The sequence below is a fragment of the Paenibacillus sp. UASWS1643 genome, from assembly GCF_008693195.1.
GTDB lineage: Bacteria > Bacillota > Bacilli > Paenibacillales > Paenibacillaceae > Paenibacillus > Paenibacillus amylolyticus_B.
The window spans coordinates 1,739,255-1,764,953 of record NZ_VXKZ01000115.1; the positions used below are offsets into that span (position 1 = coordinate 1,739,255).

Genomic DNA, 25,699 nt, shown 5'->3' on the forward strand with positions numbered 1-25,699 from the left:
TTAAGCCTCCTCGTTATAATAATATTTCATAAATACATCTTCCAAGCGCTGTCGTGGGATGTCCAAAGCTTTAATCGGATATTGACTAATTTGTTTCAAAATCTCGCTAATCTCCCTATCGACAGAAATAACCGCCTTATTCCCGGAGTGGCTTTGTACGACAAGCCCGGAGTGAACAATCGTCTGAAGATCTTCCTGACGGTAAAACTCAACCTCATAACTATTAGCAGTCATCTCACCTTTTAAGAGAGACAGCTCCTGAACGGTTATAATTTGACCTTTACGGATAATAGCAATAGTATCCGCAGTATCCTCCAGTTCACTGAAAATATGAGAGGAAATGAGAATTGTTTTCCCTTTACTCTTCTCCTCATGCAACAAATCTACAAATGTTTTTTGCATCAGAGGGTCCAGACCTGAGCTGGGTTCATCAAGAATAATAACCTCTGGGTCGTGCATAAAAGCATTAACAATTGCCAATTTCTGTTTCATTCCTTTGGACATTTTCCGGATAGGCACTCTCATATCTAAATCAAACGTTTCAATCAATTCCTTACGCCGCGTGGTTGACTTTAGATTTCTCATGCCTGCCATGGCATCCAAAAACCCCACCGCAGTCATGCCTTCTACAAAAGAGATTTCACCTGGTACATACCCTAATAAACTATGTATCTTGTCTGGTTCTTTCCAGCAATCATATCCGTTGATCGTTGCTTTGCCGATGTCAGGTTGCATATAGCCCATTAAATGACGGATGGTGGTAGATTTCCCAGCTCCATTCGGTCCAAGATAACCAAATATCTGCCCCTTATCAACTTGAATGCTAACATCAAATAAACCTTTTTGATTTGGAAATTTTTTGGTTAAATGATCAATTTGAATCATGCATGCACCTTCCTTTTTGAATTCATGAGTGAATAAATCAGCTAAAGTAAAACCTACATTTACGACTTTTAACCATCTACCTCCCTCCAGTAACTTATTATGGGATATAATTCCTATAATTGTCAAGAAAACTATCATTATCTATGCTAGAGCATGGCGATGTATCCCTTACTTTTTCCACGGCTTTACGTCCAGCTCCCAGTGTCAAAAGATTTCCCGAGAACGAACTTCATTCGGACGGTGGGAAATGAGCTTCCCAATGATAATTTACAGCGAGTTTCAGCGGGTTTCTGGTGCTTCCCTTTGTGCCGAGAGACGTGTAGCGAGCCACGAACCAATTTTCCTGTATAAATCCAGCAGTGGTTGGTTTTGAAGGAGGTCATAGACGAGCCATCCCTGCGAAAACGTGCGTTAATCTGGCCTGGAGACCAAGTGTCAATCAGCTTTTTCTCTAGCGAAGCAGCTAAGGTCGCGGACCATTTGCCTTTGGATACAGAAGCCTTATAACTTTCCTAATATGCCTGCTGAGCTTGTTCTGCTTTGTAGGCCTCAGCCGAAGCTGTGCGCTCTAATTTACAACAAATTGTGAAAGGTTGTCGAACAAGCTCCATTGGTTAAACGACCGCAAATACACTTGAAACTGTTCTGCCTGTTTTCCTTTATAAGGTAACTCACTTAGCGTCATATCAAACACAAAATCTTGAGATCAGTTTTTGTGGGTATTTGTTTATAATGAAAAAAAACGATGTTGGAGCGGAAATATTAGACGAAAAGATTACTGACGAAGAAAGAACAAGAACAACTAAAACGAAATTTAAATGTAATTGCTGTTAGTGAAAAGGCGAATACATACACAGTTGAATTTAAGCGCCATTTTATTACACAAAATGAACAGGGTAAACTGCCACGGGACATTTTTGAAGAAGCCGGCTTAGATGTCGATTTAACTGGTTTGGAACGTATCCATTCTTGTGGAAAACGTTGGCGTGCCTCGTATCGTGAAGCAGGCGTAAAGGGCTTACAGGATACACGCAAAATCCATTCAAGCCGCCCATTAAAACGTGAATTGACATTAGAGGAAAAGATTAAACGGTTAGAAGCAAAAAAATCAATTGTTGCAACTGGAGAGTGAACTGCTAAAAAAGCTCGATCTACTCGAAAGGCGGATGTTGAAAAAGAAATAAACATTGCAATAGAACTGAAATTTCAATTCATTCATCACACGATTAAAACGTACAACTTGAAGCGGTTCGTTCGCTATTTATGGACGTTATGGAAGTGTCATGTTCGGGCTATTACAATTACCTCACTGAAAATCAGTATAAAACCGAGAGTTTTTCCCGATAGGTACCGATCTCGCTCAAGTGGAAGATGAAGATCTCGCCAGTTCACTAGATCTAATTAACCACAGACCACGAAAATGCTTGGGTTGGAGAACCGCTCACGAATCTTTTACAGAGGAACTGTCGCAATTGGTTTGACAATCTGTCATATTCAAGAAATTGGGCAATCATTGAATCCCTGGATTGAGTTTTTTGCATATTCCCTAGCATTAGCATTAAATTCATCAAAGTTCAAATGCCTGGCTGTCACAGGTTCTTCAAGTTAAATCTTCTCAATAGCCTTCTTATAAAAATACTTGTCCCACAGCATAATACGACTTAGTCTCGCAGAGTTGTCTGCCGGAATCCACTTCCTCGAAAAACATCGGGCAGATCAAGGAGCGAACGCAAAGCAGCAGGAAAACGATGTTAACTGAAGTCAACGATCTCTTCGAATGACTCAAAAAATCCTCTTTCAACTTGTCTCTGAATTACCTTCATAATATCGTCTTCAACCTATTCAACTGAATAGACTTCCCACAATTCCGTTGATTCCAGTTAACGTTTCCCCATCTACGACGTGTCCCGAATTTAGGTAGCTCTTATCTAAGGCCAGTAATATGTTGTCTGAGTTGACTTCCCTAATTAAACACCTGACAACCAAGGGGTGAATGCCCCGCAGTGGAGTTACTCTGTTAACTGGTGTCAACGGCTTCCTCGAATATTTTCAATCCATTACTTTTTTATATCGGTAAGTCCACTCGGTAGTTCTCTGTCATTAATCCAAGCATCAACAATCTTGTTAAATAACTCAGGTTGGGCGAGGGATACTCCATGACCAACACTCGGTATGATAATACCTTTACAGTTAATAGTTTTGTCTAATATGTCTAATACCGATTTTTTCATGATTTTTTTCTCTTTATCTCCAACAGTAATTAATTTTTTTGATTTAGAAATACTGAAGTCTCTTGGTATACTAAAAGACATGTTTTCTTCTAGAATCTTAATAAGAGTGTTAAGATCCATGTTACTGGTTTCTTTATAGTAAGTCTCGAACATTTGTTCACCAATGTATAACTGTTTTGCTTGAAGCTTCGAAAAGGTTCGATTTTTTGTTATCCTATAAGTTAACCGGATAGCAGGTTTAATAATTTTAGTAGCTAATGGTGTAGGTCTAACAAGTGCACTATTTATTATTGCGTAATCTATTATATTCGGGTTCATACTAAGTATTTTAATAGCGACTTGAGCACCTAAGGAAAATCCGATTAGAACAACTTTTTTACTTTGTGCCCTAGTTACAATCAAACTTAATATTTCTTCAGCACAATTATTAATAGAAAAATCCGTACTAGAACTCAAGCCATGTCCAGGTAAGTCCGGAACTAAACAATGGTAATCACTAAAGTATTCAATTTGTTTCTTCCACATCCAACCACTTACTCCTCCCCCATGTAAGAAAACAATGAGAGAAGCTTCTATATTTCCCGACTCCTTATAATATAACTTCAATGGAACTCACACCTTTACTTTTTCGATTAATCTTATCTTATATATCTCTCCGTTGATTTCAGTTAACGTTCCTGTATTCATGAACCCCGAAGGGGTTGTCTTCGGAAATGCCTCTTCGGAATCCACCTCGCAGACCAAGGCTCCGAAGAAGCCGCTACTTGAATATTATGTTATACGACGGAATCACATCTTCGAGTTAACCAACATCCTCTTATCTATTCTCTCATTGGTCTGTTAGATGTTCCAAAAGATCTCCAGGTTGGCATTCCAATGCCGTACATAATTTATCAATGACTTCTAAAGATACATACTCATTTGTGTTGAGCTTTGCCATCGTTGCCGATGAAATCCCCGTCATTTTCAATAAATCTTGTTTCTTAATCTCCCTGTCAATCAATAATTTTTGAAATGGTTTATAACTTATCATATGGTACTCCTTCGTATCCGAATTGAATTTTTCTTTAATTATATGAAAATATATTTCCTTAATCAAAAATATCTTTGATATGTCTTGACTATAATTTTCATTATGATAAAATAATATTCAATAAGTTAAATTTTTGTTCGTAAAATAAAACATAACGGAAGGTGATCATTTATGCACAATTCTTTAGAAGTCTTAATTGATTCGTTGATTCGTAATCGAATTGAAGCCTTATATAGCAATCTTCTCAAGAACAACACCATTTATAATCAATTCTCAGCTGATCGAAATTTTTACTTCAAACAGTTATATGAACTTCTACCTCAGGATATGCATAAAACTCTGTTTCTTTACGATGATGCAGACCTCTCAGTTCAAACAATACTAGAACGTGAAATATACTTGCAAGGTTTTAAAGATGCTCTTCAATTACATAATGAATTAAATATAACTTCTAATTGAGAGCCAAACGGCTCTCTTTTCACTTGATTTTGTCGTATAACATCATATCTACGAACTTCGTAAATACCTCTCTTTTTAACAAATATCCGAACTACATATAATATAACCCATATTAATCCATCTGCGAAGTCACGAACATACTCAAAAAAAGCAGCCCCAGTGCGAACTGCTCCATTCGTTAGAATAGACTAACCTGTTGGATGCAGTTTAACATTTGGGCTGCTCTTTTTTTACTCAACAATAGGAGAATTACCGATAACTTTTAGTGATCATCCCTCGCCTTCTTCCCTTCACCTAAAACATTTACTTCGCTCCGCTACTCCATACCACGCGTTCGCTCATCGCTTTATGCTGTGCAATCAGACAGAGTTCTGCCGCTTTGAATGCATGTTCCTGTGTCATGGCTGTCTCGGTGCGATCCAGGCAATCGCGAATGAGTTGGCCGAAGAACGGGTAACCGACCTTGCCTTTTACATTGTAGCGGTATTCCCCTTCATGATTGACCAGGTACACCTGATCACCTTCTGGCTCCCTTGCGATGTCGATATACTTCCGTAGTTCAATATAACCGTCCGTTCCCAGAATAACTGTACGCCCATCGCCCCATGTGCCCAGACCATCCGGTGTGAACCAGTCCACTCGGAAGTAACCGGAAGCACCGTTATCACCAATCAGCGAAGCTTCGCCGAAGTCTTCCAATTCCGGGAACTGTGGGTGATTGAAGTTATGCACCCGGCTGAACCCTACCTCAGCGTCCGTACATGATGCAAACGTCAGAAATTGTTCGATCTGGTGACTTCCGATATCGCAGAGAATGCCGCCATACTGCTCATGATTGAAGAACCAGTCGGGTCTTCCTCCGGCATTTAAGCGATGCGGACCAGTACCCATAACTTGCACTACCTTGCCGATTGCCCCTTGTTCAATGAGCTGTCCTGCGTAGATCGCACTTTCTACATGCAGTCGTTCACTGTAATACACCATGTACTTTTTGCCTGTTCGCTTCACTTCTTCTCGTGCAAGCTTTAATTGCTCCAGCGTCGTAAATGGGGCTTTGTCTGTAAAATAATCTTTGCCTGCGGCCAGAACTCTCATGCCAAGCGGCGCGCGATCTGAAGTGATTGCTGCACTTGCCACCAATAACACCTCATCATCTGCAAGCACCTCTGCTTCAGATCCAGCGACTTGAGCCTGTGGGAAGTGCTTCTGAAATGCCTCTACCTTCGCCGGGTCCGGATCATATACCCACTTGAGGGTAGCCCCTGCCTCCAACAATCCCCCAACCATGCCGTAGATGTGTCCATGATCCAGCGCAACAGCAGCAATGGTGAATTCACCCGGACCACATACGACTTCTTTTGTAACACTTTTTGGTGCATAAAACATTCCGTCTTTAGCCATGTCATCCCATCCTTATTATAAAATTTTGATTACAATGAACTCGCCTATATAAGCTGAACTAAAGATTATCTACACTGATACTACGATGACAGAATTACCTTCCAATCGCTGTTATCCCCAGATTTTTCGATTCCCTTTTCCAGAGGGGAAAATCCGGAGATAAGCGTATGCTTCCGATGTAGCTTTCTTCCAGAAAGCTTTTAGGCGAACGCTTCGCTTTTTCAGGTATTTTCTGTCCTCTCCGTTACGTGTAAATGATTAGTTTAACTTATATAACAAATCGTCTTCATTTAAACGTCTGACTCAGATCAGCAGGTTGACTGCCACTGAATGCCTTGTCTTTCTTAGTCGTTGAACCGGCAATGCGTTCCTGCAAATGCTCGTAGAACAGATCCTCATCGATCGGCAGATCCACCCAGTTATCCGTCCAGGTGGACAGCAACATAGCGTTCGACAATGTTAATCCGTGTATACCATCTTCACCGGGAGCAATGAGGGGTGCGCCTGTACGAATCGCATCCACCCAGTTACGAATCAGACCCGGGTGACCCGTTTCCACACCTGTAATCGGAACCTCACACTTCCAGCATTCCGGCTGTCCAAAACCTCCGGTAAACCGCTGATTGAATTCAGGCTCTGATTCGCGAAGTCGCCAGAACGTAAGCTTTCCATCTTCGATGACAATTTTACCCCGGTCTCCGTTGACCTCAAATCGGTTCGTACCTGGTGCTTCACCAGTAGTCGTTACAAAGACACCTGTCGCTCCATTTTCATACTCCACATAAGCGGTTACATCATCTTCCACTTCAATGTTCCGATACTTGCCAAACGAACAGAAAGCACGCATTCGCACCGGCATCATGCCGATCGTCCACTGCCATAGATCCAGTTGATGCGGGTCCTGATTAATCAGCACACCACCGCCTTCACCTGCCCAGGTTGCCCGCCAGCCGCCGGAATCATAGTAACTTTGGGACCGATACCAGTTCGTAATAATCCAGTTGGTGCGCCGTACCTCTCCTAGTTCTCCCGAAGCAATCAAGTCTCTCAGTTTAATGTAGAGCGGGTTGGTACGCTGGTTGTACATCATGGAAAAGACTTTACCGCTGGCTGCGGCCGCTTCATTCATCTTGCGTACCTGTTTCGTATACACGCCTGCTGGCTTCTCGATCATGACATGCAAGCCATGCTGGAAAGCCTGAATCGCCTGTTCCGGGTGGTCATAGTGCGGCGTTGCAATAATGACCGCATCAATCGTACCCGAAGCCATCATCTGCTCTGCATCCTGCCAATAGGTGACCGTAGCCGGAAGATGACTGGATACCCAGCTCTCCATTTCTCTTCTTACATCACATACGGCGACCAATTCTGCACCCGGTACTTCTCCGGCAACCAATGTTCTGGCATGAGCTGCTCCCATGTTTCCAATACCAATCACCGCTACTCGTACGATACTCATGACTGCTCCTCCTCGTCCACACGACGCTCAATTTCGGCAAAAACGTCTGCAAAATGCTGTAACATCGCCTTGGATTCCAAAGCACCGCTAAAGTCCTCAATCCCGTAATATCCGTCATACCCGACGGCACGAAGATCCCGCACCATCTGTACCCAATCCACCATGCCTTCAGTCAGCGGTGTCCAGTGACATTTCCAGGCTGTATTCAGAGCCACTCCGCTGCTCTTCCCAGTCACATTAGCCTTTTGCGAATCTTTCCCTTCTGGTTCAAACCACCCGGCATTTTTTACATGTACATGAGCCAGGTAAGGGCCTAACAACTCAAGTCCCATCCGATGATTCTCATATCCTTCATGTACCATATTGCCTGGATCGTACAATACACCAACATGCTGCGGATCGAGCGATTGCACAAGCCGATAGGCCAGCGATGCGGTCGGTGCAATCGTCTGATGATGTGTCTCTACAATCGCCTTGATGTTGTACTGTTTGGCCAGATCCTGTACTTCACTCAGGTAATCAACGGCTTTACGATACAACTCAGGATAACTGGTCTTGCGATCATATCCAGGAACACCCACACGCATCATAGATGCTTCCAACCCAGCCGCAGCCTGAAACGCCTGCTCGGTGGCAGCTAGATCTCCACAGTTCAGATACGGCACAAGTGCAATGGATTTCCGACCTTGCCCTAACGCTGCTTCACGAAAAACAGGAATCTGTTCCTGCCAACGGCCCGGATCTACCGAGCATCGATTATTTCTCCAGTAAGAAGGCTTCTCAGATATCGCATCTTCAGGAATTCCGCGGAAACGCCACTCTATTCCGTCAATCCCCGCTGCTACCGCAGCCGATGCCAATTCTTCTGCATTCAGATCAGGGGTAGCCACAGTGAATACAGACAGTTTCATCATGCTCCATCTCCTTATGTAAACGTATTCATTTTATGTCGTAAAAGCATTGTATCACTCCACTGAACGTCACCATAGGGGAAAACGCCAACAGATGAATGACAGATAACGAACAGAGCATATTCCCCATTCAGAGATAACTTCTCCAGAGAATGATAAGATCTCAAATCATACAGCAATAATTTTATATACAACGGAAAAGATCAAGTCAAAAAGGTACAACAAGTATGCTGCATAGGAAATTATGAGACGTAGAACAAGAGTTAGTAAAATTATCTTTCTAATAAATTCAGAAATGCTAGCGATGAAACAGCTAATATCGATTCTCAACCTCCCATTAGAAATAAATTAAAAGGTGGCTGCTAGACAACAATGCATTTCTTATATTCATCCCAAAATTCCCCTATTTAAAGTAATTCTCATTACAATTCCAACTGGCTGAACAGTCACTGTGACGTTTCGAATAACACTCGACTAGTATGTGTCTTTAAGAAGGAGGGCTCCCGCAGCGGACAACCGATGGCGTGCATATATAATTTGTGGAATTTTGATACCTCATTTTATATAGTTGGTATTGAAAGTAAAGAAATAGAAAAGATTTGTTTCTGACATTCGCCTCGAGTAGAATTACAGACTCCGTTCTTTAACCATCACTGATATTTGATCATAAAGAACAGCACAGATACTAAGCCCGTAATATAATGATGTGGATTTTTTGCGTATTTATTAGCTCTGTCCAGCAGAGCCCCATTAATACAAGTGCTCAATGTTTAAACATTCACCTCATCAGCAATAGGTATGTCAATTATAAAAATATTAGCAATAATTTTAGTTATTAAAATGGATTACGAGAAGTTTATGCTCAGGGTTATTTTCAATCAATTCATCCGTAAGTTACATAAGCCTCTAAATAACCTAAATAATGGTTGACAATCACCAAGTGCAACGTTACAATAATTTGAAATTGAGTAATTTAATAGAGTTACTGCAATTGGGGGAGTTAAAGTGAAAAGAGTATAATAGAGGAGATGAGTATATGTTGCTTAAACGTATTAAATTTTTAAGTATTTTCTTAATTGCTGGTATTATTTTCGGTTCTTTAACACCATCCGTATTTGCAGCGTATACATCCAGTAGCTGGTCTTCCGGCTACGGTACTAAGGGCTTCGCATCCCTTGATGATTCAAGCCCTATGACAGCAGGTGCTTTGGTTCAAACCACTAATGGTAGTTCAGTTGATGTAGGGTATTTAGGAGCGAAGGCAATATTGTATAAAAATGGTGGCATGGTAAATGGAGGAACCTACACCTATAATAAATCTGTATCTTCATATGCAAATAACTCCATGACTATTAATTACGGGTCAGGCGATTACCAAACTGAGGCAATATTTGCCGTTTGGCAGTCTGGTAAGTATGAATATTACGCTAGTTCTAAAACACCAGTCATTCAACATTAGGAGGATTTTCCAATGAAAACAATATCACTAAAATTAATTACAGTTGGAGTGACTTTTGCTTTAGGGGTTGGAATAGGTGTTTATGGCTGGGGGGCTGCCTCTGCTGAAACTAGTCCCTCTAAAGATCAAATGGAAATAAAAATCAATGATAAAGGTAAAACGTATGGTTCACTTCTTTATCATGATGAAACAGAATTAGATCTTGTTAAGGCTTTTGGTGTAGACGGAACTGAAGGTTACATCAAGACTTCAGATATGAATCAAGATTTGCCACGAACTCCTGAAGAAGCAATTCAGAGTATGAACGAACCAAAAGTCGATAAGTATATAAATTTGTATGATAGCAACGAGAATATTATCGGAAAATTTCTAATCGAGAGTTCAGAAGATTAACACTAAACTACACTACTCCCCCAAAAAAAGGCTCCCCATAATGATTGAGGGCACTTTAAAATCTCAACATTTATAAACAGGATACCCCAACTCATTTTTGAGAAGGGTTATCCTGTTTTCTCTAGCTCCTTGTTACGCCCTTCTAAGCTGATATGTGAGAACCCCTTACAAATTAGTCAAACAAACAAGTTAATAGATAAACACATATAATTATAAGGAATAAATTTCACGCATTTCAATTTTATCAAAGTACAACTCCTCAAGTTTACCTTCAAAATTAAAACAATCAATTCTGTTAATCTCTATAATGTAGTAAATATTATCCAAATTAATAATTTTTTTTCTAAAATCTCCTTTACTTTATTAGGAATAATGATGTATTAATTTCTCTCTGGTAAACGGTGGATTGTGTATCATTGAAGCCTTTTATTAGGATTTATTCATCATTATTGATAAAATTTCGGTTCTGCAAATAAAACATAAGCAGTGCCATCTCCTACTTTAAATTCGATTTAAACTTACGAACTAAATTTACTTTGATATCTACTGGAAGTGCACGATCCCCACCTTTTAAACCCTCGAAAGTGGATCACTTCACCATCACTAGAAAGTGACTGAATACTCACTTTTGGCATTTTTGAACCAATCCTCTACACTAATTAATGCTGTAAACCTCTTGTATATTCCATCTATGTTATGCTCTATTCCAGTTAAAGTCTTAGGAACATATCATCAACAATTGGTGCTGGGTTTTCTTTAAACTCGGTTGATTCTTCTGGAGCAAAGTCCTGGATCTTCTTTGGCGTGCTTCTTTTTCACATCTTTCAACAGTCAAAATCTGAAGCAACTTTTCTGATTCAATATCGCGACCGTATGAAGTGATTTTTCTCCCCCATCTTAGATGATCAGTTTGATCCGGAGCTTGTTATCACGATATTCTTCAGTGACTTCTTTCAGTTTCCCATGGTGCCGGTAACGTATCGTGTAAGGACCGTCTTCTAATGTCTCTTTTATAATTCCCGTTTCATTTTGTGTTGCCTTGTTTCCCGCACTTAAAACATCACTTTGGATACCGATTATTTTTATTTTATTTATTTATACAGATACCATTAAGATTGTAAGTAAAGAACCTCATATTCCTTATATTGGTATCCAACCCTTAATTCGCTATACATATAACGCTTCGTCCAAATCATAACATTCATTCACGTATACTCAAACAAAATATTCTAAGGGATTAGATCAAGGATTCATAACTTACCACAATAATCGGGTTCAAACATCATTATGCTAAAACGTGCTTCCATTATCCAAAAAGTAAGCAGAGTTACTGGTAGAATAGTTGGACCAGATTCAAACAGATAGCACTGCTCCACGATAAGTAATTATCGCTCGAAACTTCTAACACATTATAAAGAACTTAAGTCGTGTTTAGAAAATAAGTTCTTAATTGTTTGACTTATTATAAATGTTACAAAACTGACATTTCCTTTTTGTGAGATTATATGGTATATTATGTATATCTCTTTTATTTACATATATAAGTTAAATAGTAAATATAAAGGGTGATAATATTATTTTTACATATCAAAAAACCACTAAAAAGGAGACTTGAAAATGTTAAAAAAAATAATTGCTGTTTCTGTAGTCGCCGCAATGGCACTTCCAGTAACTGGAGCTTTTGCATCGGATAATCCAACGGATAGGATCAGACCTAATACACCAAATGTTATTGACTCAACAATCACAGTTGAGCCAGGAAAAGATGAAATTACCATTATGGCTTATACATGGACTGTCAGAACTGTAGCAAATATTAGAAAAACTCCATCGCCAACTGGGGCACATGTACTCACAGTATATCCAGGATATACTTTAACCGGTCAGCATGGCGGTGAAGTTTTTGTTGTGAACGGACAAGAATGGGTTTATGTCTGGAACAATTCAGGTGTAGCGGGCTACATTTTGCTCTCAGCTCTTGAAGAGACTGGTTAATAATTACTGGGAATATGTCAAAATTTGGACGTGAAATTTTAATTACTAAATAAAATATTTACTAAAAAGATCCTTCGCGATGTAACTAAGCGATTGGATCTTTTTTTAGTGAAAATATATCCGCGAATAAAAACTTGAAATAACGCGGTAAAAGCTAAATCCTAATCAATTAAAGTAACCCAGTCAAAATTTTATTATAAATTTCTATCGCTCTGTCTTTCGAAAACTCTTATGAGCTACTTAGAAGTGAATTCAATAAATACGTATTAGATCTAATGGCGCTATTTTATAGACTCCAGCTATGCACCGGCCATAGCTACAATTGGAGAATTTTTAATATTTACTTTTTCAGAGTGGATTCCAAGCCATCAGTTTTCTAGCAGGCTACTTTTTAACAAAGGTTTATTGTTTTTTTTAAACACCAAAAGAGCAATTAAGCCTTTAGCTTGATTAATCTTTTCCACTAGCTCAATTCACTGTAAATGTATTTAGCCGAAGCGTTACAGCAGGACATGCTTTTTCTTCAGTAGGGTCAAAGCTGTTTTAACCTTGTGCTCTAGCCAGCACACCATTCATCTTGCCGTGTCCTCCTCTTTAAAGCCGTCATACTCTCTCTCAGCTATCGGATTTCATCCACATAGTATATCGACTCTGAACATGGGGTTGAGTAGTATACACTTAGTGGATCCGACAAAGCGTTAACTTTATCATCAGCTCCATCTGTGTCCCTACACATATTGGTGTAGTTAAATGTCCAGCTAACTACCTACAATCGATCAAAAATATCTTAGACATTTTCTTAGAATCAGCTTCTAAGCCTCTCGAGGTCTCACCCATAATGGTGCCTAAATCCATCCATTATAATCATCCGAAAGCGTAAGATTCTGGACTACTGAAAGACAAAATATATTCACGTAATTCATTATCATAGTTCTTATCACAGTTTACGAAAACATTATTAACAGCAATGAATTGGGTAATTTCCTATTCAGTCCAACTATATTTAACACTATGCAGAGATTTTGTTATACACAGTGCAGCTTGTTTATAGTTATAAGCATTTCTAAAAAAGAAATATTTTACATTTGGATTGCGTTTATATTATGCAGATAACGATCTGAAGGAACCACATCACATATCCGCCTCCCCAACAGAAGGAGAGGTTTCTAATGAAATACACCAATGTTTTATTGTTAAGCGTCATTGTCTTAGGAAGCGTAGGCACATTATCATCAGCTTCCTTCCATACTCTTTATAAGTAAGTAGCTCCAATTACTGCTAAATCAACTTCTGTGAACTCTTCAACATACCAGAGTATAACTAAGTTTAAAAAAACGAAAGGCAAACAAATTGTTTGGAAAGGTAACAACATCACACTAACCGCGAAAACCTTAATGCAAGATGTTGCTTCAGATTTCGAACAAAACATCATTGACACCATTGTAGTTACTCATGGTAAAAAATAGCACACTCTACAAACGGGAGATTTTGAAGTTAAATTACTTAATATCACTACTGTAGTTGGATCCCCCTCTAACGGGTGGATTACTATTCAAGCAGAACACAGTGCAGGTAGCAACCTCATTCGCATTTTCTTATGGAAATACGGAGAAAAGCACTTTAGCAATATACGATACTAAAAAAGAGCGTTTTGTTTATCTCCCTCGGGCAACCAACTATATTAGTACAGGTTTAATTTTATGGCATAAGAACGGAAAAAGTATTGATTTCATTAGTGAGTATCCTTCAGATCAATGGATTCTTTTCAGATATAATACAGAGAGCAAAAAAGTTAAGCCTGTTAAAAAAAAAATACCTCCATATCTTACCAATATATCAATCAATGCTTTTTGATCCGCATTAGAAAGTCTGATACAACCATAATTTGGACGAAGTGGGTACCAAGAAAGTGATAAGTCGGTGGCAGGAGAACCTTCGTGAATCATAATTTCGCTGCGACCATTTTTTTCTGCGTTGAGGAAATTACCGCTGACAGCTTGATTTAACCATACACGCTTATGAGGTCCATAACACGATTCAGAACTCCCCTTGTCATATACGACAGTTTTAGCCACACCCGTGGGAATATCTGCATTTTGTATATTCCAGCTTGTAATATTTTTACCATTTTTTCCTGATCATTTTAACCTCTGCCTAGAGCATCCTTTGGACCAAAAACCAAATCACCATTATCAGAATACACTTTCAACGTATCTCTTTTTGTCACGATTAGTTGGAAAATTTGCTATAATATGATAGCCCATTGTTAAACGCCTCCATAAGTAGTTTTTAAGCGAACAAGATGGAGTTTACAAACACCTGAATGGCTCCACATTCTTACTTTGTATGTATTTAAGGTGTATTCAAACATCAAATAACAACCATTTACTGAGTTTTCTTTAAATAATTTATTAAGAATTTTTTTAAAGTAAGTTTTGGTCCATTGTTTGAAACAAGCATGACTTCAAAACAACAAAGTTATTGAAGGCACAGTCTCCATAAAATATTCTACAGTCTAATATAGATCAGTTCCTATACTAACTTAAGCTGGACTACCGTTCCGTTAACTTAATGAGGAAAATTAGTAATCTAATCGTTATTTTGAAAAAGTACGTATCCTAGCCTTCGGACAATGATTATCTTGAATAGCCACAAACATAATATCGACTGACTCAATTTGGAATGACTCATTATTTCCCCTTACGCGCCATTGTTTCATTATTTTTCATATAGACAAATTTTGTGAAATTCGTGTGGTTACCTTATTGAAATCAAGTAAAAATGTTTCCACAATATGAGATTATATGGTATATTGTGTATATATCTTATATGGAATATACAAGGATATAAGTAAGGTGATAGTTATATATTTATTTTTTAACAATTTTTCTTGTTATACTTCTATATAAGATAACTACAATCATGAACAAGGAGTGTTGTGAAGATGTTGAAAAAATTTATTGCTGTTTCCCTAGTGTCCGCAACAGTGCTTCTCCCTGCAACAGGCGCATTTGCATCTGAAGGAATAACTGATCGTGCCGTTTCTTCTAGTCCAGATGTTCAAATTACTACACAACCCGGATCTGATGTTGTTACAATTATGTCGACAACATGGCAGGTTAATGCATCTTCCAATTTTAGAAAAACGCCTTCCCCTACTGGTGAGTATATCGGCTCTCACTACGCTGGGGACTTGGTGAACGGTAATGAAACACGAGTTGTGAACGGAGTTACTTGGGTAAATGTATACAGCTACAAATTTCAACAATGGGGTTGGATCCAAGCATCCTATTTGGTAGAATACGGTTGATTAAATCTAATGTCTAATTCCTACTAATATGGTTTAAAGCACCCCAAACTCTTCAGTTGGAGAATTTGGGGTGTATATTTCTCCCTAACTTAAATCCCTCCTAAAAACCTTATATAATCTTCCTTCACTTATAGCTGACGGCTAACTAAGTTCAACATCCCCATGAGCTCTGTGACCCATAATTTGAATAATTTTGTATCAAAACCAATTTTTGCGCAACTTTTGTACAGGTTATAGCGTTCTTATTAATGTGCAGAAAATTTGGAATTTTTTTCTCCCAAAATTACATCTTGAGGAAACTATAGTAAACATTAAATATCGGGATAGTTACATATATTTCCATTTTTTTGTACGGATTCTCAGGATAAATATGTATAACTGTAGGATGATGTCATAATTAAGAATAGTTAGTATTTCAGATTTCTAAACTAACTTGCGGGTTGTAGGAGGTGATTGGTTTTCCCGTGATTTTGATTCCTTTCAGTTTTATAGTATCAGTTCAACTTTCTCTGGGTTGGTCACTTCAAATAATAGGTTATTTTCCTGTGATTCCTTTTTATAGATGAAGACCTTATTGTAACCTTGTCATTCAGCTTTAAGTTTAATACTACGTAAATTTAAACCGAGGTGTAAAATGAAGAAATCTATAATCATGTTACTGTTTAGTGCGTTTCTACTCTTTCTGATTCCTATGCATACTCAAGCAGCTACAAATCAGACCAAAATTATTTTAGATGGTCAAGAACTAATTTTACCTAATGATGTTGAAGTAGTTAATGTCCGAAACAATATTATGATCCCAATCCGAGTAGTTGCAGAGAATTTAAAATTCAATGTGAACTGGGACCAAAAAACACAAAACGTGAATATCCAACAAGGTTCTAATGCAGTTTCTTTAACCGTTGGAAAAGATCAAGCAAATGTTCAAAATAACACCGTATCTCTTAACATTGCTCCGCAAATGATCAAAAATACAGTTGTTGTTCCCATACGTTTTGTTAGTGAAGAGATGGGTCTCAGAGTTGGCTGGAATAACCAAACCAAGATCGTTACTCTAACTAGCAATAATACATCAATCCCATCTCCTCCCTCTAATGGGAATGTAAATGAAGCAACCACTAACCTGATTCATGATATAAATTATACTAATAATCAATTGGTCGTTTCATTAGAACGTGAAGTTACTCCAGTCATATCAACACTAAAAAATCCAGAACGAATTATTGTGGATTTCCCATCTACCAACTTTGGTAATATGGGACAAGTACCCTCTGGAGGCTCCATGGGAAGGTTGGATACTAGCGACTTTCCAGGTGTTACTGAGGTACGATATTCGCTTTTCAAAAATGATCCTGCTCAAGTTCGAATCGTCGTTGAATTAAACAATGTAAGTTCGGTTAATTATACGCAAGAGACTACATCTGGAAAATTCATCCTAGACTTAAGTATGGTAAATCAACCTGCACCTGCCACTCCTGTCAGCAGTGGCAAAAAAATAGTCGTTATTGATCCAGGACATGGAGGAAGTGATCCAGGTACAATAAGTTTCACCAAAAAACCTGAGAAGATTTTTGCCCTTGCTTTAGGGCTGAAAGTGCAGGCTCTTCTAGAAAAAGAACCTGATATAGAGTTAATTATGACTCGTGAAACGGATATTTACCCTACACGTTCGGAACGTGTGAAGCTTGCAAACGATCTTAAGGCAGATGTGTTTGTATCTATACACGGCAACAGCGTAACCGCTGCCCCTCAAGTATCGGGAACCGAAACTTATTATTACCAACGTGAAAGTAGTAAAGAACTCGCGACCATTATTCATAAAAATTTAATTAAGGCCTTGGGATTTAAAGATCGTGGCGTTAAGAACGGAAACTATCAGGTCATCCGCGAAACTACAATGTCGGCTGTTCTCTTAGAAATCGGATTCTTAAGTAACAAGTCTGAGGAAGAGGCCATGATGTCAGAAACCAATCTAAATAAAGCCGCCCAAGCCATTGTGGATGGAATAAAAGAGTATCTAAAGTTATAGGACAGCGAATACTTTAAGAGGATGTGCTTCTATGAAAAAACGAATCTATGTTGCTATCGCAATTTGTGCCATAAGCTTACTAGCGGTGGGTTGTGGTAGTAAACCTACTTCTTCAAGTCCAGTGCAGGGTTCTGATCCTACAATTACTACACCAGCTCCAATAGCTAATCAGGACGAAAATAGCGAGGAATCTAAAGAAATTAATGTTTATTACGCTGATGATCAGCTATTACAACTCGATCAACGAAAGAAGGAAATTACATTCGAAGATGAATCCGATAAATATAGCAAAACTTACGCATCCCTTCAAAGTACCGATCAGATGGAACTAATCCCTCTGTGGAAAAATATTGATTTACTTTCATCAACTTTTGATCAAGGAAAATTGACATTAGATGTAAATATTCCGGATGAAGCAAGATTAGGATCTGGTGGAGAACTTTTAGCAATTGATGCATTAAGAAAGACATTTTTTCAGTTTGATGAAGTAACAAGCATTGAACTGCTTGTTAACGGAAATGCAACTGAAAGTTTAATGGGGCATGTTGAATTAGAAAACCCATTAACCCGTGAATAACTTTTGACGAATGAAAAAACAGCCGAATCTCTATTAGAAACGGCTGTTTTTCTTCACACAGAATATTATTTTGCTTAAAATATCGTCAACTATTAGCACGATATTTAGGAATTTCACGAATGAAAACAGAGATGACCTGCTGATTATCACTAGCAGAAACTAATCTACTTTTTGGAATTGTATATTAAGACTGTCAACTGACTAGTTTATGAATCCATTCTTATATCTGTTGAGGTAATTACACTAATGCATTCAAACACATCTTCGTTATTGCACTGCCAAAGATTCGTTTAAAGAGGTCACTTAACTCCACAACAATTTACTCTATTACCTCTATAGTTAACAAAAATTAAAGTCGTTAGAAGATAAAAAATATTGTAGCTATGATTTGACTATAACCATAAAAGTCTGGTTTTTACTTATATTATACCCAATTACATACTATAGAATAGGAAGTACTTTTGCTCTTTACAAGCTATACACACTAATTTTTTTAGGGGCATATGTGTTGAATAATTTCTCAATTCCCTCAGGTGTAGGTGGTTACAGTATAAAAATTTAGTATGCTATTACTTCATGACGAACTTCTAGTGCTCTGCGAGAAAATAGAACTGGAAGTTCCCATATTTGTGTAAAACAGCAAGAGGAAGATTATATATCATTGTTTGTAGGATGAAAGAAATCCAAGTCTATTCCACTACTCTCTTTAATTTTATATTCCATCCACCCTCGCTTCAAATGTTACATTACCTAACAAGATCCTTGAATACATTGTTCACTTGGTATAAAAACAACTAGATCAATTTCTCTTATTATGCGCTAACTGACCTAATTCAATTTATTTTAGCTCCTCGCTACAAAATTATTTATTCCATTGAATTAAATTATAGATAATCATTGCTGCTTCTTCGCGAGTTAGTTCTCTTTTCGTCATAAACTTTTGATTAGGATATCCCTTCATAATCGATTCTTGAGATACCAAATCCACACCTGCACATTCCCAAAGAGAAACCTCATTATTATCTTGGTATGGAGTATATGAGGATACTACAGCACCATTGTTCAACAATATATACCACATTTTGTAAACAAATTATAAAAAGTCTCTTTGTTAAGAAAATATACCATTCCTCGGAAAAATGGGAGTACAACCATCATTTTAAAGGAGGCGGTTTCTTTGTACATTTAATACTTCATGTATTAAATCCGGAGAGAAACATCCCCGAAAATCACCTTATACATGTTAAACTACATCGTTGATACCTGAGCGGAAGTTTTCGACGCTACATCTCCTAGCTTTATCGCCATACTCATTATGCTTAAGTGCTCATCTAAATAATCATTTGTGGCTATTTGCAAGAAGATTCAGTATATATGACGTTTCTTAGTAGAAACAGAACTTCTCTCCATTAAACGGTGACTGCTTCTTCCTAAACCATTCTTTAGTCTGTTCCGGAAAAACTCCACCTGCCTTCGCTTACTCAAAAACAAATAATGCTATTCCAGGATCTTGTTCTGCATCATATTTTTGTCGTTGTTTCCACACATTCTCAGACATGAAATTAATTGATTCTAGTTGGGATACTATCGATTCTTCATATGTTCCGGATTAAACAGCCTTAATTATTCCTCTTAGTTTCCTTCATTTCTGTACTTTGTTGATAGATTACTACTTTATTCATTTCTAGCTCGTCACCATCATAACCTTTTTCATCAATATATACATTTTTCTCTTGTAGATTTTAAGCACCCTCTTCTCAAGTATAATACTAGAGAAGACTCACATGTTGTTTCAAAGGAATTATAAACTTCTTTAACCCTTCCCTGAATTAGATAAAAATATGATATATAGGTTTAAATTTGAGGAAAAGGTGCCCTATCAGTTATCAAGTCGCCACTTCAGTAGCTGGTTCTTGTACTTGTTCAACTTGTAACCAGCGCCCATATCTCTCTACTCCCGATCAAAAAAAACGTGTTCAGCCTGTATCTTACCTTGCTCTACTGTCATGATACCAAATGAGTATTGCTTCTGAAAACGTTTATCCGTAGGCGACCCCGGATTAAATACCAGCGTGTTGTCAACAGTATGCATCACCGGGATGTGTGAGTGTCCGTAGATCACAGCATCCACATGCTGGCCTGCAAAGGTATGAATTGCATTCTGCTCCGTACCCTTTGATCCCAGATGACCGTGTACAAGACCCAGACGAAGTCCTTCCACTTCAACAATACGGGAATATCCTAGTTTTTCAGCGATTTCGGACGGGTCCGTATTACCAGCTACCCCTTCAACTGGTGCATACTCACTAAGCAATGGGTATACACTCCAATCCGACCAGTCACCAGCGTGAAGAATGAGATCGGCACTCGCAAGTACATCAACGAGCCTGGCAGGTAACTTCTGTGATTTACGTGAACAATGCGTATCGGAAATGACTACAATTTTTTTCATATCACAACCCACCTTTCCGTTACCTCTGATTACAATCTACTCTGACTGCGATGGGACAGCTAACATCTGGGAACTGGAACGTTCCATATCTTCAAGGGTAATGGATGCGAAGAACTGCTCCACCTTCGCCTCGGCAACCTGATACAGATTGGTCAGCAAGCTGTCTATATGCAAGCCCACTTCACAATCCGGGTTACAGTTGCCGTGAATCGGGAACAATGGACCTTCGTCCTTCGCAGCCTGATAGATCATGTCTAATGTGATTTCACTTGATGGCTTCGCCAGGTAGAAACCTCTTGTTCCAGGAGAAGAGTTCACTAATCCTGCCTTTTTCAGCCCGCCCAGTATACGTCTGACGACGACAGGGTTGGTATTCACGCTACCTGCAATATGTGCAGACGTGATTCGTTCAGGCGCGCTGAGTGACAATAACAACAAACAATGCACACTGACCGAAAAATGAGTACTCATGATTAACCACCTTTATTTAATATAATCCTAGTCATGCTGATTTTATTCAGAGAACAGATCCTTCTCGGGACGTGCTCTGATCTTGAGCTGTCGCACACTATATTCCAGTTGTTTCACAATATCATCCAGCTGTTTGCGATCAATCTTGGTTGGATCTTCCACCGGTTTCGCGGACGACTTGAGATCTCGGATCGTTAACTGCTGCTCTTGCCATTTGTCCATCAGATCTGCAATATTGGCATAAAAACGTTCGTAATCTTTGATGACCAGGTCAAGATAAGCATCTACCTCATCCGGATCATAACCACGAAGTTTATAATTAAATTGTTTTTCATGAATCGATAACGCATCTAGCTGCACTCCCAATTGTTTGAACAATTGTCTCTGTTTATCCAATCTTCGTTTCATATGTTCATCCATATTGACAACCTCCATTATAGGCCAAGCCGTGGTTCTATTTCCTGTGAAGAACATACGGCATTTTCTCTCTCTATTTTTTATAACACATAATCCGTCAGATATAAAACGATACAGCCCTATTCCTCACGAAAATGATTGCTTTTCATCCATTTCGGGTAAAGACACACTACACCCCACAACGGGAAAGGAGCATGCCCTTATGAGTACATTAACTAAAGATCAACATCAAATACTGAAAAACGCCCTTTTGGAGCAACGTGAAAACTTGCAGCGTCATTTTGAATCCAGCATGGAAGACGGTGCTCCAGTCGAGTCGCTGAAAGATTCAACCGGTGAGCTGTCCTCCTACGATAATCATCCGGCAGATGCCGGTACGGAAACATTTGAACGCAGCCGTGATCTGGCGATCGACGATACATTAACAGACGAATTCAATCAAGTGAATGATGCATTGGAACGTATGGAACAAGGTACATACGGAGCCTGTGTAACGTGTGGAAAAGATATTCCCTTTGAACGCCTCGAAGCTATCCCTTATACCGCTTACTGTATAGATGACACGCCTAACCGGGACATCAGCAACGATCGACCCGTTGAAGAAGAAGTAATGACCATGCCACCAAGTGGTGCTGGGGAAGGAAGACAGCAGCGGGCCGGCAAGTTCGACAACGCAGATGCCTGGGAAGCGGTTCAAGAATATGGCACATCTAATTCCCCCGCAACCGCAGCCAAACGTGATGTGAAGGGCTACGATGAGAACATGTAACTTCGTTATGAACTGAAACGGTAGGCGTCAAAATTGAATTGGATTCAATAGGCTGCTCCACCATTAGCCTTCCTTATCACGCATTAAAAAGCCGCCATTGGGCGGCTTTTTCTAGTTTTCTCCTAAGCAGTCTCTCACGATTTCCACTTCCTTCCAGCGATAACGCTGAACCCATGGATTCGATCCATTTATTCTTTCGATTCACTACCAGATGATGCAGATCCCTGCCGCTTCGACACAGATCGAGACGTTTTCGAAGTTGATTTGCCCTTATCAGACGTAGCTTTCTTTTTCTCTTTTGCATCTGTCTTGGAAACAGGTATTTTCACTATAGGTTTGGAGAGAGCAGAGAATAACTGAAAAACCTCCTGTTCCCCTTGCTGATTCTCTTTTGTAGTATAGGGTTCACAGAGTTTTATGATGTTTTTATACAACTGCTCTACTTCCTCACGGGTTGCATACAGCGTAATGTCCGAGAGAAACATCCGATCTTCGTTTTCCGCCTGATGCATGAATCGCTGACGACTTTGTTCGAACATCTCATTTAATAATTTGAGCGTCTCGGACCGAAACACCTGCTTCAATGGTGAGTTTTCCTTGTCTTCATCTTCGTGACGGAGATGGATCTCTCCGGTGAATGGTTCATAGTATTTTGCGATAATCCCATTAATCTCACGTGTGGAAACGATCGTCAGCAGACCAATTCTCTCCAGCTTTTTTACATGATAGTGAACTTTGGCTGGCACCTCACCCATCTGGTCGGCGATCTCTTTGACAGTGGATGGTCTGCCTTGCTTGTTAAACATATTCATAATCTGTATCCGATACGGATCGGAGTAGATCTTAATTTCTTCAATTGTTGAAAGAACTTTGTGCTGCATCCCTGTAGCCTCATTTCCGGGTACCTGTTGTCCATCGATATCTCTATTATACCGCTGCGTCAGGACTTCGGTCAAAGCAAGCCGGCGATGACATGTTATCAAAAAATCAGATCATGCTTCTTTCTAAATATCCTTCACATCGCACTTCGAAAACTTTTGCTAAATAATAGCATACCTGCTGACATGGCAAGCATAATACCAAAAACGATAAACAGAACAGGCATGGTCATCCAATCTGCAAGTGCTCCCGAAACCAGACTCCCAAGTGGTGCAACACTCAAGACGAGCATAGTCTGAAGGGCATACACCCTGCCCAGCATCTCCGAAGGGGTAACTTCCATTAGATAGGTACCTAGCGGGGTTGTAGCCAGTGGAATCCCCATCCCCATCAGAAGACAAAAGGCAGCCGCAACTGGCAATTGGAAGGAAGTCATATAGGCTGGTAGTGCCGTCATGGCATAACTGAGACCCAGCATGACAATACCGCTGATGACCAGCACACTTTTACGATAATTCGCTCCCCTTTGTGTCAACCATACACCGCTAAGCAGCATACCTCCCACCATCAGCCCACTGAGCAGACTTAATCCCCCAGCGCCAGCATGCAACGTTTCAATGACATAGGGTGTACGGAGAACATTGAACGGCATCAGGCAGAAATTAACGAAGGCAAACAGGATGGAGACAATTAACAATAAGGCATGTTTACGGAGAAAATGAAAAGCTTCCGCCATTTCGGAGAATATGCTACTTTTGTCGGATGGAAGATAATCTATTTCCATTGTTGTTTTATCTTCATTGTTAGCAGATGTTGATACTTCAGGATAGCCCACTCGGCTCATAATTAAAGCACTTAGCGCAAACAACCCCGCATCAATCAGGATCGTCCAGGCAATGCCTATTGTAGCAATAAGGGCACCAGCCACTGCAAGTCCTGCGAGTTCGGCCACTCTGGTTGCGGAAGAGGACATCGCATTACCCGAAAGCAGCATCGATGGGGGAAGCAATCGGGGGACACTTGATACTTCCGCAGGACTAGTGAAGCATTCCAGCAAAGAATTCAGAATTGTCATGACAAACAGATGCCAGACTTCAAGTTGGCCCAATCCAAACAGCAGAGCTGTAATACCAACAAATAATCCGCGACCAGTATTCGTAATCACGATCACTCTTTTGGGAGACATGCGATCAACCAAAGCCCCGGCGAACAGACCCAGAAGGATATTGGGCAAAAAATTCACCGCCAGCAACGTACCCATCAACACTTTCGAACCAGTTAGAATGTAAACCATCCAACTGTAGGCAATCGAGTCAATCGAATCACCAAATCTGGATACCACTTTACTAAGCATAAATTGCATGTACGGTCTGATTCGTATTAACTCACCCATACCTTGCTTGCCAACTGCTGAGTTATCATTCATTCTTTTTCTCTCCTCAACGTTAAAATATTTTTCATGTTAATTTTATTTTAACGTAAATCATGCAGAAATCAACACCTCCGTGAAAATAATTTTAACGATAAGTAGGCAAAGTAAAATCTCGCTCTGCTTTCAGAAGATTCGTAATTAACAGCGGAATTTTGAACAATCTCCTATAACACACAAAAAAACAGACCACATGTGGTCTGCTCGGCTGGATTGCATATTTGAACTGCCTTTATTTGCTGCTACTTCTCAACACGCAATTGAAATCCAGCCTGTTCAGCCTGTACCTCCAACATCAAATCACGTACCCGGCCTGCTTCATTCCCCAGTCGTTCTTCGCTGATTTGGTAGTTGGTCCATTTTAGCTCTAGTGGAAGTTCAATCGTACCCGTCAGGCAATCCCACAGAGCGTCGAGATTACCGCCATAAAAATCCGGTAGCTTCAGCTTGTCCTTTAATTGTTGATGAAGTTCAGCGCTACTAGCAAAGTCTTCTCCATCCAGAATCACGGTAATCATGGCTGCTCCTTCCTCTACTTCATGCGTGTAAATGATGCATAGTGATCTGTCGTTTTGTAGATGAGTCCATCATTGGAGTACACAATCCGATCCGAATTACGGAAGCCGGAAGTATAGTTAATATCCGCTTCGCGCCATGTACGTCCGCTGGCCGAAGGCAGCAGTCCCTCCCGATTGCCAAATGTGTCCCCACCGATGCTTTTCCCAGGAGCAACTACAGCCAAGTTTCCTTTTGACGCTACCCAGCCAAGTCCTGTTGCCTGTGATTTGGTAATAAAGTTACATGGCAACGTTCCGTTTGCACTCAAATAATTTGCTACACCTGTAAACGTATTGATTATGGTACATGTTGCAGCAGACGCCTTCTGCTGTGGAACTGGAGTGAGCTGTGAGCCTGTGAGGAAAACAAACGTTAACAACAATGCCAGTACAGCGGTTGATAGTAATCTTTTCATTAATTCAGCCTCCCGATCCTTCAAAGTAGATGAACCTGTCACGATATACGTTCTGCAAGCCGCAACGCTCTAGTTGGATGTTCTGCTAGATTATAGTAAACAAGTCATCTCATTACTATTTATATCACATCATTTTGGTAGAAATATCAAATGAAGACGTTTGAATT

At 39.6% G+C, this 25,699-nt stretch carries 24 protein-coding genes and 1 pseudogene; 11 read left to right on the plus strand and 14 right to left on the minus strand.

Annotation, left to right across the window (positions count from 1 at the left end; genetic code table 11):
* Entirely contained in the window at nt 1-885 is an 885-nt protein-coding gene (locus FE296_RS31750) for an ABC transporter ATP-binding protein (RefSeq protein WP_150367620.1), read from the minus strand.
* Between the two features lie 823 nt (nt 886-1,708).
* On the opposite strand from FE296_RS31750, the gene FE296_RS34180 reads away from it, so the two are divergent.
* Together FE296_RS34180 and FE296_RS33680 are read left to right on the plus strand one after the other, a co-directional pair.
* Nucleotides 1,709-2,017: an HTH domain-containing protein gene (locus FE296_RS34180; RefSeq protein WP_411860620.1), complete on the plus strand. Its 309-nt coding sequence runs from the start codon at nt 1,709-1,711 to the stop codon at nt 2,015-2,017.
* 196 nt (nt 2,018-2,213) lie between these two features.
* A pseudogene (locus FE296_RS33680) lies at nt 2,214-2,366 on the plus strand (IS30 family transposase); the annotation flags it as partial.
* A 576-nt stretch (nt 2,367-2,942) separates the two neighbouring features.
* Here the strand turns inward: FE296_RS33680 and FE296_RS31760 are convergent.
* Nucleotides 2,943-3,722, minus strand: a complete 780-nt coding sequence (locus FE296_RS31760; protein ID WP_150367621.1) for an alpha/beta fold hydrolase — start codon at nt 3,720-3,722, stop codon at nt 2,943-2,945.
* 223 nt (nt 3,723-3,945) lie between these two features.
* On the minus strand, nt 3,946-4,149 hold the full coding sequence (locus FE296_RS31765) for a helix-turn-helix domain-containing protein (RefSeq protein WP_024629424.1): 204 nt from the start codon (nt 4,147-4,149) through the stop codon (nt 3,946-3,948).
* Between the two features lie 171 nt (nt 4,150-4,320).
* On the opposite strand from FE296_RS31765, the gene FE296_RS33685 reads away from it, so the two are divergent.
* A complete protein-coding gene (locus tag FE296_RS33685) occupies nt 4,321-4,608 on the plus strand; it encodes a hypothetical protein (protein WP_150367622.1) in 288 nt (95 codons plus the stop codon).
* 303 nt (nt 4,609-4,911) lie between these two features.
* Here FE296_RS33685 and FE296_RS31775 read toward each other — a convergent pair whose 3' ends face one another.
* The 3 genes from FE296_RS31775 to FE296_RS31785 all read right to left on the minus strand — a co-directional run bounded on the left by FE296_RS31775 (nt 4,912) and on the right by FE296_RS31785 (nt 8,379).
* On the minus strand, nt 4,912-6,009 hold the full coding sequence (locus FE296_RS31775) for a Gfo/Idh/MocA family protein (protein WP_150367623.1): 1,098 nt from the start codon (nt 6,007-6,009) through the stop codon (nt 4,912-4,914).
* A 286-nt stretch (nt 6,010-6,295) separates the two neighbouring features.
* The gene (locus tag FE296_RS31780; protein ID WP_150367624.1) at nt 6,296-7,468 is read right to left on the minus strand and encodes a Gfo/Idh/MocA family protein; all 1,173 of its coding nucleotides are present in this window, start codon (nt 7,466-7,468) and stop codon (nt 6,296-6,298) included.
* The gene (locus tag FE296_RS31785; RefSeq protein ID WP_124115521.1) at nt 7,465-8,379 is read right to left on the minus strand and encodes a sugar phosphate isomerase/epimerase family protein; all 915 of its coding nucleotides are present in this window, start codon (nt 8,377-8,379) and stop codon (nt 7,465-7,467) included. Before FE296_RS31785 ends, FE296_RS31780 begins: the two co-directional genes overlap by 4 nt.
* A 1,036-nt stretch (nt 8,380-9,415) precedes the next feature.
* On the opposite strand from FE296_RS31785, the gene FE296_RS31790 reads away from it, so the two are divergent.
* From FE296_RS31790 to FE296_RS31820, 7 genes are all read left to right on the plus strand, one after another.
* A complete protein-coding gene (locus FE296_RS31790; protein ID WP_150367625.1) occupies nt 9,416-9,838 on the plus strand; it encodes a hypothetical protein in 423 nt (140 codons plus the stop codon).
* Nucleotides 9,839-9,850: 12 nt separating this feature from the next.
* Nucleotides 9,851-10,231 (plus strand): hypothetical protein, encoded by a 381-nt coding sequence (locus tag FE296_RS31795; RefSeq protein WP_150367626.1) that lies wholly within the window; start codon nt 9,851-9,853, stop codon nt 10,229-10,231.
* A 1,617-nt stretch (nt 10,232-11,848) separates the two neighbouring features.
* Nucleotides 11,849-12,226: a hypothetical protein gene (locus FE296_RS31800; RefSeq protein ID WP_150367627.1), complete on the plus strand. Its 378-nt coding sequence runs from the start codon at nt 11,849-11,851 to the stop codon at nt 12,224-12,226.
* Nucleotides 12,227-13,792: 1,566 nt separating this feature from the next.
* Nucleotides 13,793-14,080 (plus strand): hypothetical protein, encoded by a 288-nt coding sequence (locus FE296_RS33110; RefSeq protein WP_190945691.1) that lies wholly within the window; start codon nt 13,793-13,795, stop codon nt 14,078-14,080.
* A 1,090-nt stretch (nt 14,081-15,170) separates the two neighbouring features.
* Nucleotides 15,171-15,536, plus strand: a complete 366-nt coding sequence (locus FE296_RS31810) for a hypothetical protein (RefSeq protein WP_150367628.1) — start codon at nt 15,171-15,173, stop codon at nt 15,534-15,536.
* 691 nt (nt 15,537-16,227) lie between these two features.
* Nucleotides 16,228-17,565 carry an N-acetylmuramoyl-L-alanine amidase family protein gene (locus FE296_RS31815; RefSeq protein WP_223869118.1) on the plus strand — a complete coding sequence of 446 codons (1,338 nt, stop codon included), beginning with the start codon at nt 16,228-16,230 and terminating at the stop codon, nt 17,563-17,565.
* A 31-nt stretch (nt 17,566-17,596) separates the two neighbouring features.
* Nucleotides 17,597-18,142 (plus strand): GerMN domain-containing protein, encoded by a 546-nt coding sequence (locus tag FE296_RS31820; RefSeq protein WP_150367629.1) that lies wholly within the window; start codon nt 17,597-17,599, stop codon nt 18,140-18,142.
* A gap of 862 nt (nt 18,143-19,004) precedes the next feature.
* Here the strand turns inward: FE296_RS31820 and FE296_RS31825 are convergent.
* From FE296_RS31825 to FE296_RS31840, 4 genes are all read right to left on the minus strand, one after another.
* Nucleotides 19,005-19,208, minus strand: a complete 204-nt coding sequence (locus FE296_RS31825; RefSeq protein WP_190945693.1) for an S-layer homology domain-containing protein — start codon at nt 19,206-19,208, stop codon at nt 19,005-19,007.
* A gap of 885 nt (nt 19,209-20,093) precedes the next feature.
* Nucleotides 20,094-20,594 (minus strand): metallophosphoesterase family protein, encoded by a 501-nt coding sequence (locus tag FE296_RS31830; protein ID WP_150367631.1) that lies wholly within the window; start codon nt 20,592-20,594, stop codon nt 20,094-20,096.
* Between the two features lie 36 nt (nt 20,595-20,630).
* Nucleotides 20,631-21,065, minus strand: a complete 435-nt coding sequence (locus FE296_RS31835; protein ID WP_150367632.1) for an Rrf2 family transcriptional regulator — start codon at nt 21,063-21,065, stop codon at nt 20,631-20,633.
* 42 nt (nt 21,066-21,107) lie between these two features.
* Nucleotides 21,108-21,485, minus strand: coding sequence for a DivIVA domain-containing protein (locus FE296_RS31840; protein ID WP_017689054.1), 378 nt, complete (start codon nt 21,483-21,485; stop codon nt 21,108-21,110).
* A 199-nt stretch (nt 21,486-21,684) separates the two neighbouring features.
* Here FE296_RS31840 and FE296_RS31845 point away from each other — a divergent pair, with 199 nt between their 5' ends.
* Entirely contained in the window at nt 21,685-22,251 is a 567-nt protein-coding gene (locus FE296_RS31845) for a TraR/DksA C4-type zinc finger protein (protein WP_150367633.1), read from the plus strand.
* A gap of 188 nt (nt 22,252-22,439) precedes the next feature.
* On the opposite strand, the gene FE296_RS31850 is transcribed toward FE296_RS31845, so the two are convergent.
* The 4 genes from FE296_RS31850 to FE296_RS31865 form a co-directional block, all read right to left on the minus strand.
* Complete coding sequence (locus FE296_RS31850; protein WP_223869119.1) at nt 22,440-23,234, minus strand: ArsR/SmtB family transcription factor; 795 nt, start codon at nt 23,232-23,234, stop codon at nt 22,440-22,442.
* Nucleotides 23,235-23,266: 32 nt separating this feature from the next.
* The gene (locus tag FE296_RS31855; RefSeq protein ID WP_150367635.1) at nt 23,267-24,556 is read right to left on the minus strand and encodes an MFS transporter; all 1,290 of its coding nucleotides are present in this window, start codon (nt 24,554-24,556) and stop codon (nt 23,267-23,269) included.
* A gap of 245 nt (nt 24,557-24,801) precedes the next feature.
* Nucleotides 24,802-25,077, minus strand: a complete 276-nt coding sequence (locus tag FE296_RS31860) for a barstar family protein (protein WP_150367636.1) — start codon at nt 25,075-25,077, stop codon at nt 24,802-24,804.
* A 14-nt stretch (nt 25,078-25,091) separates the two neighbouring features.
* On the minus strand, nt 25,092-25,532 hold the full coding sequence (locus FE296_RS31865; RefSeq protein WP_124114126.1) for a ribonuclease: 441 nt from the start codon (nt 25,530-25,532) through the stop codon (nt 25,092-25,094).
* Between the last annotated feature and the right edge of the window lie 167 nt (nt 25,533-25,699).

What these genes read in the sequence shown, in the direction of transcription:
- FE296_RS31750 (WP_150367620.1), bottom strand. Translation starts at nt 885, where the DNA reads ATGATTCAAATTGATCATTTAACCAAAAAATTTCCAAATCAAAAAGGT.
- FE296_RS31765 (WP_024629424.1), bottom strand. Translation starts at nt 4,149, where the DNA reads ATGATAAGTTATAAACCATTTCAAAAATTATTGATTGACAGGGAGATT.
- FE296_RS33685 (WP_150367622.1), top strand. Translation starts at nt 4,321, where the DNA reads ATGCACAATTCTTTAGAAGTCTTAATTGATTCGTTGATTCGTAATCGA.
- FE296_RS31775 (WP_150367623.1), bottom strand. Translation starts at nt 6,009, where the DNA reads ATGGCTAAAGACGGAATGTTTTATGCACCAAAAAGTGTTACAAAAGAA.
- FE296_RS31780 (WP_150367624.1), bottom strand. Translation starts at nt 7,468, where the DNA reads ATGAGTATCGTACGAGTAGCGGTGATTGGTATTGGAAACATGGGAGCA.
- FE296_RS31785 (WP_124115521.1), bottom strand. Translation starts at nt 8,379, where the DNA reads ATGAAACTGTCTGTATTCACTGTGGCTACCCCTGATCTGAATGCAGAA.
- FE296_RS31790 (WP_150367625.1), top strand. Translation starts at nt 9,416, where the DNA reads ATGTTGCTTAAACGTATTAAATTTTTAAGTATTTTCTTAATTGCTGGT.
- FE296_RS31795 (WP_150367626.1), top strand. Translation starts at nt 9,851, where the DNA reads ATGAAAACAATATCACTAAAATTAATTACAGTTGGAGTGACTTTTGCT.
- FE296_RS31800 (WP_150367627.1), top strand. Translation starts at nt 11,849, where the DNA reads ATGTTAAAAAAAATAATTGCTGTTTCTGTAGTCGCCGCAATGGCACTT.
- FE296_RS31810 (WP_150367628.1), top strand. Translation starts at nt 15,171, where the DNA reads ATGTTGAAAAAATTTATTGCTGTTTCCCTAGTGTCCGCAACAGTGCTT.
- FE296_RS31815 (WP_223869118.1), top strand. Translation starts at nt 16,228, where the DNA reads ATGCATACTCAAGCAGCTACAAATCAGACCAAAATTATTTTAGATGGT.
- FE296_RS31820 (WP_150367629.1), top strand. Translation starts at nt 17,597, where the DNA reads ATGAAAAAACGAATCTATGTTGCTATCGCAATTTGTGCCATAAGCTTA.
- FE296_RS31830 (WP_150367631.1), bottom strand. Translation starts at nt 20,594, where the DNA reads ATGAAAAAAATTGTAGTCATTTCCGATACGCATTGTTCACGTAAATCA.
- FE296_RS31835 (WP_150367632.1), bottom strand. Translation starts at nt 21,065, where the DNA reads ATGAGTACTCATTTTTCGGTCAGTGTGCATTGTTTGTTGTTATTGTCA.
- FE296_RS31840 (WP_017689054.1), bottom strand. Translation starts at nt 21,485, where the DNA reads ATGGATGAACATATGAAACGAAGATTGGATAAACAGAGACAATTGTTC.
- FE296_RS31845 (WP_150367633.1), top strand. Translation starts at nt 21,685, where the DNA reads ATGAGTACATTAACTAAAGATCAACATCAAATACTGAAAAACGCCCTT.
- FE296_RS31855 (WP_150367635.1), bottom strand. Translation starts at nt 24,556, where the DNA reads ATGAATGATAACTCAGCAGTTGGCAAGCAAGGTATGGGTGAGTTAATA.
- FE296_RS31860 (WP_150367636.1), bottom strand. Translation starts at nt 25,077, where the DNA reads ATGATTACCGTGATTCTGGATGGAGAAGACTTTGCTAGTAGCGCTGAA.
- FE296_RS31865 (WP_124114126.1), bottom strand. Translation starts at nt 25,532, where the DNA reads ATGAAAAGATTACTATCAACCGCTGTACTGGCATTGTTGTTAACGTTT.